The following is a 15,430-nucleotide window of genomic DNA, read 5'->3' on the forward strand; positions in this document are numbered from 1 at the left end:
TACTGCTGGGATCAATATTTGACCGCTTCCAGAACAAGGGGGATGCGATGGGTTATCGCTTGGGCGTCGATGTGGGGGGTACCTTCACCGACCTGCTGCTGTTTAACGATACGACGGGCGCCTTCTGGCGGCACAAAACCCCGTCCACCCCGGCCGATAGTTCCGTCGGCATCCTGAATGGCGTCACTGCAATCTGTGAGAAGGCGGGGATCACGCCGGCCGATGTGGAATTCTTCCTGCACGGCACCACGGTTGCCACCAACGCCGTGCTGGAAGGCAAGGGTGCCAAGGTCGGCCTGATTGTGACGGAAGGGTACCGTCAGATCATGCAGATCGCGCGCTCCTTCGTGCCGGGCGGTTTGGCCGGCTGGATCGTCTGGCCGAAGCCGGAACCGCTGGCCCGGCTGGAAAACACGTTTGAGATCAAGGGCCGCATGAACGCCCAGGGCAACGAGCTGCGCCCGGTCGATGACGACAATATCCGCGCCGCCCTGCTGAAACTGAAGGAAAAGGGCGTGGAGGCGGTCACCGTCTCCCTGATCAACGCCTATCTGAATGGCGCGCATGAAAAGCGCGTGGGTGAGTTGGCGACGGAGATTCTGCCCGGCGTGCCCGTGTCGCTGTCCCATGAAGTCCTGCCGGAAATGCAGGAATATGAACGCACGCTGACCACGGTGGCCAATGCGTCGGTCCGTCCCATCGTTGGCCGTTATGTCCGCAACCTGCGTGAAAAGCTGAAGTCGAGCGGGTTTGCTGGCTCGCTGTCGCTGCTGCGTTCCGATGGCGGCCTGATGTCGTCGGAAAAGTCCGAGGAACATCCGGTCTCCCTGCTGATGTCTGGTCCGGCTGGCGGTGTGACGGGTGCGCTGTGGGTGGGGGCAAATTCCGGCATCCGCAACATCCTGACCCTGGATGTGGGCGGTACGTCGACCGACGTGGCCCTGATCGAAAATCTGGACCCGCGCCGCGTGCGCACCACCGAAGTGGGCCATCTGGCCGTCCGCGCCTCCTCGCTGGATGTGAAGACGGTGGGTGCGGGCGGCGGTTCCATCGCCTATGTGCCGGAACTGACCAAGGCACTGCGCGTCGGCCCGCAATCGGCTGGTGCTGTGCCCGGCCCCGTCGCCTATGGCAAGGGTGGCACGTTGCCGACCGTGACCGACGCCAATGTCGTGCTGGGCTATCTGCCCGAAGCACTGCTGGGCGGCACCTTCAAGCTGGACCGCGAAGGGGCCAAGAAGGCGGTGCAGACCATCGCCGACACGCTGGGCATTGATCTTTATGCCGCTGCCCGCGGCATCATCGATATCGTGAATGAGAACATGTTCGGCGCGCTGCGCATGATCTCCGTCCAGCAGGGCTATGATCCGCGTGACTTCGCCGTCATGGGCTTTGGCGGTGCCGGCCCGCTGCATGTCAATGCCGTGGCCCGTCTGATGGGCTCCTGGCCCGCCGTCTCGCCCGTGTCCCCCGGTGTGCTGTGTGCGCTTGGCGATGCCACGACGCGTATGCGCACGGAAACGGCCCGGTCCTTCTCCCGCCGCTTTGACGAGACGGACGAGGCGGAGGTGATTGCGCTGCTGGAATCCATGGCCGCGCAGACCCGCGACGAGCTGAAGGCCGAGGGCATCAAGGACGCCGACATCACCAGCCTGTTCGAAATTGACGTGCGCTATGAAGGCCAGGCCTTCGAGGTGCCGCTGTCGATCGATCCGGAAACCCTGCGTCGCGACGGTCTGGCCGGGGTGACCCGCCGCTTTGATGATGAACATCAGCGCCTGTTCACCTTCAACATGCCCTCCCCGCATGAGCTGGTGAACCTGCGCGCCGTGGCGCTGGGCCCCGTGCTGGACCTGCCGGCGGCCGATCTGCCGCGTGGCAATGGTGACCCGTCGGCCGCCAAGCTCCGCGACCATGAGCTGTGGATGGATGGCAAGATGGTGCCGGCCGTCATTTACGACCGTGCCAAGCTGAAGGCCTGCGACCTGATCCCAGGTCCCGCCATCGTCATCGAAATGGACAGCACGACGCTGATCGAGGCCGGCTGTGACGGCCTGGTCGACCGCGTCGGCAATATCCTGATCAACCCGCGCTGAAGGGGAGTGTGATCCATGACCGCACAGATCATCCAGACCAATGACGCTCCCTTCAACAAGGTCAGCATCGACCCGGTGACGCTGGAAGTCATCGAAAACGCCCTGCGCAATGCCCGTATCGAGATGGATGCGACGCTGGTGCGCACGGCCATGTCGCCCGGCATCCGTGAACAGGGCGACGCTTTCCCCCTGATCGCCGACCGTACCGGCCAGATGGTGGTGGGGCAGTTCGGCTCCTATATCGGCCCCTTCCTGGACGGGTTCGACGGCACGGTCGAAGAAGGCGACATGATCCTGCTGTCCGACCCCTATTCGGTCGGCGGCGCCATCAGCCATCTGAATGACTGGCTGGTGCTGTTGCCCGTGTTCAAGGATGGCCGCCTGATCGCCTATACCTCCATGTTCGGGCACCAGTCCGACATCGGCGGTAAGGTCGTGGGCTCCATGCCCATCGACGCCACCTCGATCTTCGAGGAAGGCGTGCGCATCCCGCCCGTGAAGATCTATTCCAAGGGCGTCTATAATGCCGACGTGATCAAGCTGATCATGGCCCAGACCCGCAAGCCGGACTGGTGCACGGCCGATCTGAACGCCCTGATCGCGTCCTGCCGCGTGGCCGCCCGCCGCGTGGTGGAGATGTGCGAGCGGTTTGGCGACGATGTCTTCGCCGCCGCCACCGACGAGCTGCTGGCCCGCAATTACCGCGCCATGAAGCAGCTGATCGCCAGCTCCATCAGCGAGGAGAAGGTCAGCTTCGAAGATTATATCTGCGATGACGGTATGGGCTATGGCCCCTACAAGATCCGCTGCACCATGCACCGCGAAGGTGAAATCGTGGTGCTGGATTTTGATGGCACCGACCCGCAGAGCCAGGCCTCGATCAATTTCTTCCTGAATGAAAACATGCTGAAGATGTTCTTCGGCATTTACATGATCATGGTCTTCGACCCGCAGGTGCTGTTCAATGACGGCTATTACGACCTGATCCGGGTGAAGATCCCCGAAGGCTCCCTGCTGAAGCCGAAATTCCCGGCAGCCCTCTCGGGCCGTACCCATGCGCTGGGCCGGCTGTTCGACATCATGGGCGGGTTGCTGGGCCAGAAGACGCCGGAATTCCTCAACGCGGCCGGCTTCTCCTCCTCCCCGCACCTGTTCTATTCGGGTTATGACGCCAAGGGCCGCTGGTTCCAGCTGTTCCAGATCGGCTTCGGCGGCATCCCCGGTCGTCCGCTGGGCGATGGGCCGGACGGGCATTCGCTGTTCCCCGGCTTCACCAACGTGCCCAACGAGTTCCTGGAGCGGTATTTCCCGCTGGTCATCGAACGGTACGAGACGGTGGCCGACAGTGGCGGGGCCGGGCTGCATCGCGGCGGCAACGGCATCATCATGTCCTATCGCTTCCTGGCTGCCGGCACCATCGCCATCCATGATGACCGCTGGTTCACCCCGCCCTGGGGCGTGAACGGTGGTGAGCCCGGTGCGCGCGCCCGCAAGATCCTGGAGAAGCCCGACGGCACCCAGACCGTGGTCGGCAACAAGCTGGAAAACCTGACGGTGGAAGAAGGCGACATCCTGCACTTCATCACCTGGGGTGGTGGCGGCTGGGGCGACCCGCTGCTGCGCGAGCCGAAGCTGCTGGAGGTCGAACTGGAGCGCGGTCTGGTCACGGCCGAAGGCGCCAAGCGTTATGGCGTCGTGCTGGTCGACGGCAAGGTCGATGAAGCCGCGACGGAAGCGCTGCGGGCCAAGATGCGGGCGGAACGCGGTCCGGTGACGGAAGTGTTCAATTTCGGCCCCGACATCGACACGCTGCGCGCCAACAGCCTGGCCGAAACCGGCCTGCCGGCACCGAAGGCCCCGGTGAAGCTGGCGCATTTCGCGGCGTGATGCCAAGCACAGCCATGTAGGCGTAAGCGAAGGCGGCGACTGAGGAAACACGAAATCTCCCTTGCTCGAAGATGGGCAAGGGAGATTAGTATGCATTTGAAAGACTCTTGCTCCGTCACCTTGCCAGACCCTGCAGGATCTGTATGTCGAGCTGTTCACCGGCAGTTACGCGACAGCGCCGGAGCGGATCATCCTGGACATCGACGCGACGGATATCGAAACGCATGGCCATCAGCGGGGCGTTTTCTTCCACGGTTATGCGGGATAATGGACTGAAAGCGTTGACGAAACGGCGCTACAAGAAGACAATCGACAGTGCCCATGGCGGGCCTGTGGCCCCCAACCTGCTGGATCAGGATTTCAGCGCCGAGGGCCTGAACCAGACGCTCCTACAGCACCGCCAGGGGCGTGATCTCTCCAGCTCAATCCTGGCCTGGCAGCCTCCCCGGTGGATCGCCACGCGGGATCAGGCTTCTGTTGCCAGCACCTGGTCCAGCGCATCGAGGAGATAGGTCACCTCATCCTTTGTGATGACCAGCGGCGGCCGGATTTTGAGCGAGACATTGCCGCGCCCAGCCAGGCCGATCAGGACCCCCTTCCGACGCAGACTATTCAGTACACGGCCCGCAACCGATCCAGAGGCCATGGTCGCACTCATGAACAGGCCGGCACCGCGGACATTTTGCATGATCGGGTGGCGCTGGGCCAGCGCCTGCAACCCGGCTTTCAGCTGCGCGCCGACCTCAGCCGCATGGGCAATCAACTGCTCACGCTCGATCACATCCAGCACGGCCAGGGCCACCGCGCAAGAGACGGTGTTGCCGCCAAATGTATTGAAATAACGTTGATATCGGACGAACTCGTCGGCGATCTCCCGTTTGGTGACGAGCGATGCGACGGGATGGCCATTGCCCATCGGCTTGCCCATGGTGACGATATCGGGCACGACGCCGTGACGCTGGAAGCCCCACATACCCTCGCCGGTACGCCCGAAACCGGGCTGCACCTCGTCGGCGATGAACAAGCCGCCCGCCGCGTGGATGGCGGCAACGCCAGACGCCAAGAAACCGGCGGGGTCCGCCACCACCCCGTCGCTGCCAAAAATTGTATCGACAAGCAGGGCGGCCGGCGCGACCCCGTCCGCCTTCATCCGGGCAATCGCCCCTTGGACGAGGTCACCGAACTGTTCCGGCCGATCAAACGCCTCGGGCATGTGGATCGTGTAGACGTCCGGCCCAGTCGGAAGGCCTGTAACCGGTGACATTCCGGACAGAAGGTCCGATGTGCCGTGATAAGCGGCGTCGGTAACAATGACGCCCCGGCGGCCCGTGGCGAACCGGCTCATCCGGATGGCAAGGTCATTGGCCTCACTGCCGGTACAGGTGAAGATCACTGATCCCAGCGCCGATGGCATGGTTGCCAGCAGGCGCTCGGCCAGTTCGACCGGCGGGGCGGTAAGGTAGCGGGTATGGGTGTTGAGAGTGAGCGCCTGGGCGTGCAGCCTCTCCACGACATAGGGATGGCTGTGGCCAACGACTGGAACATTGTTATAAAAGTCGAGATAGCGCTCGCCCTGCGGCCCATAAAGCCATACGCCCTCGGCGCGCACAACCTCCACCGGTTCTTCGTAAAAGAGTCGGTAGCTCGGCGCCATGACCTTTTGTCGCCGTGTCAGCAGATCCTGGCTTTGATTGATGTCGGCCGACATTCTACGCTCCTGCTGTCATATTCGGGTAGGTTGATCGGGTTGACGGGCTTCAGCCCCTTTCAAGCGCGCGGTCACTGACCAGCCGTTGCGCGAACTCAAGTCGCCATGCGAAGAAGTCCTTCCCGAAGGCGGCAAAATGCTCCCGGTTCGGGCCATGGGTTCGATACCAGGTGGTCATCACCACATTCTGGACAATGCGGCCGGCGACCAGCCAGTTCAGCAAGGTGCATTCTTCGGCGTTGAGGGGTGTCACGGATTGGTAGGCATCAATGAACTCGCCCATGGCCAGTTCGGCGGTATCCGCGCTCGACAATTGTCCGATGACCCCGATGGCAACATCGGCGGCCCGCGCCGTGTGGACAGCGTCACCAAAGTCGATGACACCCACCACCCGTGATGCATCCTGCTGATCGACAATGATATTGCGGGCATTGAAGTCATTATGGACGAACTGGCGTGGCAGCAGATCAAGCCGAGGCTTGACCACGCTGGCAAATTTATCGATGAACCCGGTGATGAATTCCGGCGCCGGCAGATCATCGAGCCGCGGCAGTAATGCCGCAAAGGCGGGGATCTGCCGCAGGTCCCAGACCAGGGTCCGGTGCATGGCCGGATGGGAGAAGTTCTTCAGGGCGATGGCCGTCTTCGCCAGTAACTGGCCGCATTGTTTGCGCTGCGCCGCAACGCGCGGTGCATCGATGAGCGGCGTGCCGGGCAGAAAACTGTAAAGCAACGCGCGTCGCCGCCCGCCCCCGGCATCGGTGAAGGCCGTAACATCCTCACCCGATCGGCCGCAGACAAGCCGTGGAACCGGAAGCAGCGGTGCTTCGCGTTCCAGATGGCGCAGGACGGAAACGAACAGGTCGGCGTCAGCCTGCGGCTGCCCGGCGCCCGGCACCTTGAGGACATAGGTCGCCACGCCGTCCTTTCGGATACAGAAATTCTCGTCCCTCTCGCCCGTCATGGCGACAGCCTCGCCCTCGATACCATAATGGGCGCGGAGAATCCCCTCGGCGGCCTGTGCCCCCACGGGCATCGGCATATCGCCGGGCAGCGTCGCCGTGAGATCGGGTAGAAGAGGAGTGCTGGGTTCGCCAAACATAACGGGGCTCGCTTGTTTGCTGCGTGAAGGGCAAGGCCGGTAAAGGGAGACGGTGGGGCGCAGGAAGTCGGCGGCAGCCCGTGCGCGCTATCACCGGTTCAGCGCACTTGGGGCACGGGCAGGAAGGATTGACGCAGCCAGGTTAGAAACTCCGCCTCCGTCCTGTTCCGCCGCAGGTCGATCAGCATTTCAGCATCGGCCCCCGCGGGATATCGAAGCCGGTCCCCCTGATCCGTCGCCGCGCTGAGGATCACTTCCGCCACGCCCTCCTCAGTCGTCCGGTCGGCCGGATAGTTTCTCATCAGATTGTCGCGGTAAGCGGCAGCAAAGGCATCATAGGGCGATGGCATCAGGCCGGAAGTGCGATCCTGTGAACTGGCACCGAAATTGGTCGACAAGGCCAGACCGGGCTGCACCAGTCGGACCTTGACGCCGAAATGCCGCAGTTCATGCGATATCGATTCCGAAAACCCTTCAATCGCCCATTTTGTGGATGAGTAGATCGAGGTCAGCGGCATCGGTGATGCCGCCATGCTCGACGTGACATTGATGATCACGCCCTCGCCGCGTTCCCGCATGTACGGGATCACCGCCCGGCTCATCGCGATCATCCCGAACAGGTTCGTTTCAAAGACTTCGCGGATGATGGTGTCAGGCGTGAACTCAATCGCCGACATCACCCCAATGCCGGCATTGTTGACCAGCACGTCAATCCGCCCGAACGCCGCCAGACCATCGGCAACCGCCCTGTCGATGCTGTCACGATCCGTTACATCGAGGGCCAGCACGCGCAGATTCTGCTGCGGCTGGAACAATGCAGCGTCGGGGCGACGCATCGTCGCCAGGACATTCCAGCCTTCGTCAAGAAACCGTTGCGCGGTTGCCTTACCGAACCCGGACGAAGCCCCGGTCACAAGAATTGTCTTGGCCATCATTCCCCCCAAAAGGCGCTAAGTGTCCACCCAGAAACTTCTTAATATTTCCAGCCACTTAACCGTCATTCCTGCCAAGGCGGGAATCCAGAATCCGCACTGTCGTATGAATTCCCGCCTGCGCGGGAATGACGGTGCAGCCCCTAGCATCGGCGCAACGGGGCTGCCCGCATTGCCATCAAAGACCAAAACTGCTGCGGGCGGCCCGGACCACGGTCTGATCATGCTGAAGAACAGGATGCGTCCGCAGCACCGCGACGTTGCGAAGGATGCGGCCGATCGGCATGCCAACCTTGGCGGAAGCCGACGTGCCCGCCGTCCGGTAGATCAGCTCAATCGCATCCCAGGCAAGCTCGATGCAGCGCTGTGTGATCAGGATCAGGCGGAGTTCGTGATTGTCATCGAATGGAATGCCGTCTTCCTTCCAGGCGCGCGCATATTCCATATACTCCTCGCCAGAGCGGACCAGAGCAGCCTCCGCTGTCGAGATCATCGCCAGCGCGGTGCCATACTGATGCTGCGAAATCCCATCCAGATACTTCTCCTGGTAGGGGGGATAGGGTGTCTTTTTCGTGCGCAGCAGCTCTTCATAATGATCGAGTGCGCCGCGCGCCGCGCCGACCGCGACCGCCGCCGTTTCGCCGATCAGGAATGGCGACATGCGGCCCGAATACATGGGATTGTCGAAAAGAACACCGTCCTGACCGGTGGGCTCCGCCCCCCGCGCCATGCCGGAAACCTGAAGCACCCGCCCGTGCGGCACGAACAGGTCCTCGACATCAACGCGCTTGGAGCCGGTGCCCCGCATCCCCATGACAGTCCAGTCATCAACGATGGTGCATTGATCGATATCGAGAATGACCTGCAGATGCGTCGGCTCTCCCTCGGACACGATGTTGGCAAGGCCCATGAAGTGCGTTCCGATATCGATACCGGAAGAGGAAACCCATTTGCCGCTGACGCGATATCCGCCTTCCACCGGGACGGCCCGCCCCGGCGGCGTCAGCGCACCTGGGCACCGAAGCTCACCCGTATCGCCATAGAGTTCGATCTGTGTCTCCAAAGGATAGCGCGACACCAAGACCGGATGACCGCCGACCAGCGACAATACCCAGCCCGTCTCGGTGCAACCGCGCGACACCTCCATGATAACCTTGTAGAAGGTCGCAATATCGAACTCATACCCGCCGAAACGGCGCGGCTGGACGATGCGATAAAATCCTTCCGAAACAAGCCGGTCATTGATGGCTGCCGACACCCGCCCCTCGGCTTCGCAGTCGGCCTGGCTGGCGCGGAGCAGCGGCCGCAGCGCACGGGCACGTCGCAGCAGCTCGACCGGCGTCAGGAAAGGTTCCGGCGGGGCGATCGATGCCGTGGATTTTGCAGAAGTGATGGTTGGCACGTTCAAACCTCCTTTTATGCCGCGGCGCTCTCCAGGGGTTTCCCGGTCTCCCCGAAACGCCGGTTCATTTCAGAATCAGATTTCTTTAGAGATGGTCAGGCGGGCATGGGCGCCGACTGAGGCGCACCGTGTGCCGCCCTCGCCGATGGGGGCGGCACTGCCACATAGCCGAGTTCCCGCTCCAGCAGTTCCGCCAGCCGGATCACGGTGCGGTCGCCGCGATGGGGGCCGATCAATTGCAGGCCTAGTGGAAGGGCGCCAGCCCTGCGCGGCGTCGGAACCACGGTCGCCGGCAGATTGGAAACCGTCGCCAGGCTCGGCCAAGCCAGTTGTTCCAGATAGACGACATCACGGTCATCCACCTGACGTCGGCGATAAAGTTGCGCCTCGATACCCTCACCACTCAGATCGTGGGCAAAGGCCGTGGTTGGGAAGACCGGTACAATCAGCACATCCCAATGCTGGAAGAAATCCTGCCACAGGGCACGCAGGCCCGCCCGTGCCTGATCCAGGCTTTGCCATCCGGCAGGGCTCAGGCGGGAGCTTTCCTCAAAGATGCGGTTGAACCGCAGGGCATCGGCAGGTAGCGCGCTTTTCTGCGCCGGGTCGAGGCCGAACGGATGCCCGCCCAGAACGATGGCGAACAATGTACGCAGATAAATGTCGAACGATTGATGGGGATCCATCGCCGGCCGCGCCGTTTCGCTGATTTTCGCTCCGGCGCGGTGCAGGTCGTCCGCCAGATTCTGCAATGCCACCACGGTTTCCGCGCTGGTTGCATAAGGCAAATCGCGGGTCCAGACTGCGACCCGAAAGTCTCGGAGCGTTTCGCAGCGGCTCGGGGGAAGGATGACGGATGCAGCGGACAGCTTGTCAGGTGAGGGGTCCGTCAGCAGGGTCATCATGAGATCCAGATCCCGGGCCGAGCGCGCCAGCGGTCCAGCAACCGCGAGTTGCGGCTCGTGCAGTGTACCGGGCATCGGCGGAATGTGCCCCAGGGTTGAGATTGCCCCATAGCTGGCCTTATGGCCGAAAACACCGCAGAAATGGGCCGGGATGCGGATGGACCCGCCAATGTCACTGCCGAGTTCAAGCCCCGACAGGCCAGCCGCCAGGGCAGCAGCAGACCCACCGGAAGACCCCCCTGGCGTGCGATCAAGAGCCCAGGGATTGCGCGTCAGGCCATAAATCGGGTTACTTGTCTGGTGGTCTGCCCCGCCGGTGGGCACATTGGTTTTGCCAAAAATGACGGCGCCCTGGGCGCGCAGGCGGGCAACCGCCACCGCATCGCGGCCGGATGTGTGATTGGCCAACATCGGCAGGCCGCATGTCGTTTTCAGACCTTCGACCTCATAGGTCTCCTTGACCGTCATCGGCAGCCCAAGGAGCGCACCCGCACTGTCACCGCTGGCGATCTTCTGGTCGGCGTCCCTTGCGGCCCGGCGGGCGCGGTCAACATCCAGGACGACGACGGCATTGATCTCAGGGTTTATGCGATCAAGCCGGTCCAAGTATAGATTCAACAGTTCTTCCGACCCGATCGCCCGCTGGCGAAGCAGGGCCATAAGATCACAGGCAGGCAGTAAAGCGATTTCTTCCGGCGAACCCGGCAGTTCGGACCTATCGTCGCGCACCATCAAAGTCTCCCACGCCAGGCATCGAATGTATGGCTGTTCGGACGCCGCCCGGTCGCCGTCCCTTGCTTTGACAGGAACAGACGGGGCGTTGCCCATCGATGTGAAAGCGGTTCCACAGCTCGCCCCCTTGCGGTCTGTCACCCATGCCGGTGATTGTTCCGGGATTGCAGTTGACCGGTAACGCGCAAATGCGGGTCCGATCCGTTAACCACGAACTTTGAAACAGGAAAATTGCCGGCACCTTGCCCGAACGTTGCCGGGCCGCACGAAAGCATTCCCGTTCGGTCGCTTCCTTGTTACCACTGCTAACCATTGTTAGCACAGGTAACTGAGGTCGACAAGCCCAACTTCATTCTTTTGTAACCGAAGTTGGCATGTCTCCTGACGGAGATATGCCCGTCATAGATGGCGACGATTGCGCCCGCCCAAAAGCCGCCGCTTCCGCTCCCAAGACCGGACTTGTCTAGGCAATGGGGCTCCCCTCAGGCCGGAATTATGATAAGTCACTGTTTAAATTGATTTTATTCTAACGTAACCCGATACCGATGATGGGCCCCAGTATGGATACCCCGCCCGCTTCTTCTTCCAGTACGCGCAGAAGCGGCGATTGGGCCCCTGACAAAATACCCGCTTACACTAATTGACCAATGTCGTTATCAGTGATAACTGTTGATCAGGGGACAGAACTGCCAACGAGCTGAAGCCCTCTGTCCGGGTCAGCCCGGCTGCCGGTTCGTCCGGGCGATCAGCCACGCGCGATGTTGAGCACCCCCCTAAATCAGGAGGAACAGAAGGCATGCGTAACTGTCGAGACGGACAATTCTCATTCAGAAACCGGCACACGGGCGGCTTTCGCCCGCTTTTGCTCTGTGGGGAGGGCTGAACAATGGATACCGCCACTTTTCAACCAAATGCTGCACATCCGGCCGTGATTGCCCCGCCTGAACCATCCCTCACACCAGATGAGATGCTGCGCCGCGCGGTGGCCCTGCGTCCACGCCTTCGGGCCGCCCAGGAAGAGTGCCAGCGGCTTGGCCGCGTATCCCAAGAAATTAATGACGCGCTTGATGCAGCCGGTTTCTATCGCATCGTCCAGCCGCGCCGCTTTGGTGGCTATGAATTCGATATTCCCACCTTCTACCGGGTGATGATCGAGATTTCGCGGGGCTGTACCGAGACTGGCTGGGTTCTGGCCCTGGTTTCAGGCAATCCCCTGATGTTGGCAAAGTTTCCCGACCAGGCACAGTTCCACGCCTATGGCACCACAGGCGAGTTCCGATCCGCCGGTTCCTTTGCGCCACCGGGCACCGCGATACCGGTCGAGGGCGGGTATCGCGTCTCTGGCAAATGGCAGAATGGCTCGGGATGCGATATATCTACCCATTTTATTCCACTGGTTCTCGTCCAGGGCCCCGGTGGCCCGTCTCCCGCGCAGGTCCTGCTCGACCGCGACCAATACACGATCGTGGACGATTGGAACGTCATCGGTATGCGGGGCACAGGTTCCAAGCGGGTTGTTGCGGAGGACGTGTTCATTCCATCCTATCGCCTGATGCCGTGCGCCGGCATGAACCGGGGCGCGGAACCGCTGAACATGCACTGCGCGACCTGCGACAACCCGGTTTATTCGACGCTGGTATCCCCGTTCCTGATCAGCCAGCCCGCCGCCGTTGCCGTTGGTACCGCATGGGCGGCACTGGATCATTATGAAGAGATCCTCTGGACCAAGAAGTCTGCCTACCCGCCCTACCAGGAAAAGTATCACGACCCGATTGCCCAGCGTAACTACGGGACAGCCTTGCGGCTGGTCGCCACGGCCGAAGCTGCCCTTATCGGCGCCGGTCACGATTTCATGCAATATGCATATGAGGCCAAGGAGAAGGGCATCCCGTTCGACGACGAACGTGAGTTGCGCCTCCGGTCAGTGTCGTTGCAGTGTGCGCAACTTGCCTGGGAGGCCTTTGAACTGGTCTTCCATGCCGGCGGCACATCGACAGCGACGCGAGAAGGCCACCCGCTGGAACGGATGCTGAGGAATTTCGGCGTCCTGAAGACACATGCCGTGCTGCAGCTGGAACCGCTGGCATTGACCACCGGCAAGGTGAAATTCGGCATGGCAAGGTAAGGCATGACGGCTCCCCGTCCCGTGGCCGACGAATACCAATTCCTGATAAGCCGGACTCATCAAGAATTGGGACGGCGGCGACTGCCTTGTGATCGCTTACGACCACAAGGATAGGGGAGAATCGGTAGTCATGCTGGCACCCTTGTCAATCTACTGGGCAAGGGTGCCAGCATCATTCAGTCCGCCTGCGGACACGTCATCGCTTGGGACAGCCTGGCTGTCGACTGGGGACCGGCTGCAACCGCGTGCCATGGGCGCAGCGGAAATGCGCCTCACAGCAGATCCTTCATCACGACGGACCTGTCGGCACGCGCCTGTCAGCCGTCAGTGGCTCATGATCCAATAAAACAGGTTCGCTATGCTGACCAACATTTCTCCGGCGACACTCGCCCATCATCCTGTTCTGTCCACCGCTGAGGAAATTATTGAAGAAGCGCGCAATGGCCGAATGTTCATTCTGGTCGATGATGAGGATCGGGAAAATGAAGGCGACCTCGTTATCCCGGCGCAGATGGCGACACCCGAGGCCATCAACTTCATGGCAAAGTATGGGCGCGGCCTTATCTGCCTCGCGCTGACGCAAGAGCGGGTTGATCAGCTCGGTCTCAATCTGATGAGCCGTCGCAACGGCACTCGGCATATGACCGCCTTTACGTCCTCGATCGAAGCGCATGATGGGGTAACCACTGGCATCTCAGCCGCTGATCGTGCGCACACCATTGCCGTCGCGATCAACCCGGCGATGGGGCCGGCGCATATCGTATCACCGGGCCATGTCTTCCCCCTGGTGGCGCGTCCCGGCGGGGTATTGGTGCGTGCCGGCCATACCGAAGCGGCGGTGGATGTGGCGCGGCTTGCGGGTTTGAATCCCGCTGGCGTGATCTGCGAGATCATGAACGATGACGGCACCATGGCACGCCTTAACGATCTGGCTGTCTTTGCCAAGCGCCATGGGCTGAAGCTGGGCACGATCCGGGATCTCATCGCCTACCGCCGCCGGTACGATCATTTGCTGGAGTTACGGACAAAGCGGCCCTTCAACAGCAAATATGGTGGCGATTGGACCGCCATGACCTTCTATAACAAGGCAACCGGCGACGAACAGATCGCATTGGTCAAAGGGCAGATCAATCCGGCAAAGCCGACATTGGTACGCATGCATGTGATGTCCATCTTTGCTGATATCTTCGGTGAAACGAGCGATAGGGCCGGGCTCCTGGCCAGGGCTATGGAAATGATCGCGGCCGAGGGCACTGGCGTGGTGGTGGTGCTTAACCGGCCCCTGACCGGCGGTGCGCTCAGCCGGATGATGGCGGGCCATGAATCGGGACGGCACCCTAATGATATTCCGGAGATGGTCGAACTGCGCGACTATGGGGCCGGCGCCCAGATTCTCGCGGAACTCAGTGTGCATGATATGATCCTGCTGACCAATTCACACCACCAGCTCGTTGCTCTTGATGGATATGGGTTGTCGATTGTGGATAAGCGGCCGATCTGAATCGACGCCCCCTCGCCGCCGGACCATATGCGCCAACGGCCGGGTGCAACCAATCATTCCCCGGCCACCGTTGAACAAAACCCTCCCATCTCCAATTTAATCTATTCGGAACACGCATATTTCAAAATAAAAATCCTATATCTATCTTAAATATCATCAAATTATGAGAATTTTTCCTTCAATTATCTCTATTTGTATTTTATAGTTTCATCTATTTGCTCGCAAACACCCATTTTCCACCTGCTGCGCTATTCGCTCGGATTGGCAGATAGCCAACTCTTCGAGGCGGTAGAGCCCCCCCCTCGTCCACATCGTGACGAAGGCAGTGATTTCCCTATAGCGCTGATCAAGAAACATTGTTATCACCGGTAACCGGACCTGGACCGTCGGCGCGGCAAGGTGATTGGTTTTGCGTGACGGAGTATAGAATGGCATTAACCCAGGAATTGATCGTTCAGACCGCCTTGAAGTTGCTGAACGAAATTGGCCTCGACAATCTTTCGACCCGACGTCTGGGCCAGGAGCTTGGTGTCGAAGGACCCGCCTTTTATCGGCATTTCAAGAGTAAGGCCGAGCTGTTCGATCATATGGTCGCGGCGATCCTGCTGCCCGTTCTCCGCCCTCCGCGTCCCGGTCAACAATGGGACGATTGGCTGGTCTCCATTGCGCGCGTTTCGATTGCAGAAGTCATGCGCCATCGCGATGGGGCGAAGCTAGTTGCCAATTCTCTCCCGACGGAGCCGCTTGACCTTCTATCAAAGCCGCTGAGGGATGCCGGATTTGCAGATGAAGATGCCCTCTATGCATCCAAGCTGTTCATCCGATTCATGGTCGGCTGGCAGTTACATGAGGCAAATGAACTCTATCGTACAGATCGGGCAAAAGAGGTTTATGATCATCGCGCTGCATTCGATTTTGCACTGAACATCATCATTGATGGATTGAGGCAGAAACTGGAAAGCTCCCGGTCGATCAACCCGACATTGGGTGCAGAAGGTGCTGTGCCGAAGCGTCGCCGGGCCGGAAAGCAACTTTAACAG

Annotated in this window: 10 protein-coding genes; 5 read left to right on the forward strand and 5 right to left on the reverse strand. The window is 60.9% G+C overall.

The genetic code is table 11. From position 1 onward, the window contains the following. Nucleotides 1-47 precede the first annotated feature (47 nt). Both PCJ49_RS21565 and PCJ49_RS21570 read left to right on the forward strand, forming a co-directional pair. A complete protein-coding gene (locus tag PCJ49_RS21565; protein WP_269912772.1) occupies nt 48-2,096 on the forward strand; it encodes a hydantoinase/oxoprolinase family protein in 2,049 nt (682 codons plus the stop codon). Between the two features lie 15 nt (nt 2,097-2,111). Further along, nucleotides 2,112-3,983 (forward strand): hydantoinase B/oxoprolinase family protein, encoded by a 1,872-nt coding sequence (locus PCJ49_RS21570; RefSeq protein WP_269912773.1) that lies wholly within the window; start codon nt 2,112-2,114, stop codon nt 3,981-3,983. A 466-nt stretch (nt 3,984-4,449) separates the two neighbouring features. On the opposite strand, the gene PCJ49_RS21575 is transcribed toward PCJ49_RS21570, so the two are convergent. The 5 genes from PCJ49_RS21575 to PCJ49_RS21595 form a co-directional block, all read right to left on the reverse strand. Continuing rightward, nucleotides 4,450-5,691, reverse strand: coding sequence for an aspartate aminotransferase family protein (locus PCJ49_RS21575; RefSeq protein ID WP_269912774.1), 1,242 nt, complete (start codon nt 5,689-5,691; stop codon nt 4,450-4,452). A 49-nt stretch (nt 5,692-5,740) separates the two neighbouring features. Further along, on the reverse strand, nt 5,741-6,793 hold the full coding sequence (locus PCJ49_RS21580; RefSeq protein WP_269912775.1) for a phosphotransferase: 1,053 nt from the start codon (nt 6,791-6,793) through the stop codon (nt 5,741-5,743). Between the two features lie 98 nt (nt 6,794-6,891). Then, nucleotides 6,892-7,728: an SDR family oxidoreductase gene (locus PCJ49_RS21585; RefSeq protein ID WP_269912776.1), complete on the reverse strand. Its 837-nt coding sequence runs from the start codon at nt 7,726-7,728 to the stop codon at nt 6,892-6,894. A 175-nt stretch (nt 7,729-7,903) separates the two neighbouring features. Then, on the reverse strand, nt 7,904-9,127 hold the full coding sequence (locus tag PCJ49_RS24800; protein ID WP_269912777.1) for an oxidoreductase: 1,224 nt from the start codon (nt 9,125-9,127) through the stop codon (nt 7,904-7,906). A gap of 95 nt (nt 9,128-9,222) precedes the next feature. Beyond that, a complete protein-coding gene (locus PCJ49_RS21595; protein ID WP_269912778.1) occupies nt 9,223-10,764 on the reverse strand; it encodes an amidase in 1,542 nt (513 codons plus the stop codon). Between the two features lie 886 nt (nt 10,765-11,650). On the opposite strand from PCJ49_RS21595, the gene PCJ49_RS21600 reads away from it, so the two are divergent. The 3 genes from PCJ49_RS21600 (at nt 11,651) to PCJ49_RS21610 (ending at nt 15,427) form a co-directional block, all read left to right on the forward strand. Further along, complete coding sequence (locus tag PCJ49_RS21600; RefSeq protein WP_269912779.1) at nt 11,651-12,889, forward strand: acyl-CoA dehydrogenase family protein; 1,239 nt, start codon at nt 11,651-11,653, stop codon at nt 12,887-12,889. Between the two features lie 358 nt (nt 12,890-13,247). Next, complete coding sequence (ribB, locus tag PCJ49_RS21605; RefSeq protein ID WP_269912780.1) at nt 13,248-14,390, forward strand: 3,4-dihydroxy-2-butanone-4-phosphate synthase; 1,143 nt, start codon at nt 13,248-13,250, stop codon at nt 14,388-14,390. Nucleotides 14,391-14,818: 428 nt separating this feature from the next. Continuing rightward, a complete protein-coding gene (locus PCJ49_RS21610; protein WP_269912781.1) occupies nt 14,819-15,427 on the forward strand; it encodes a TetR family transcriptional regulator in 609 nt (202 codons plus the stop codon). Nucleotides 15,428-15,430: the final 3 nt, after the last annotated feature.

Origin of the sequence: Niveispirillum sp. BGYR6 (assembly GCF_027568365.1) — a bacterium.
Classification (GTDB): domain Bacteria; phylum Pseudomonadota; class Alphaproteobacteria; order Azospirillales; family Azospirillaceae; genus Niveispirillum.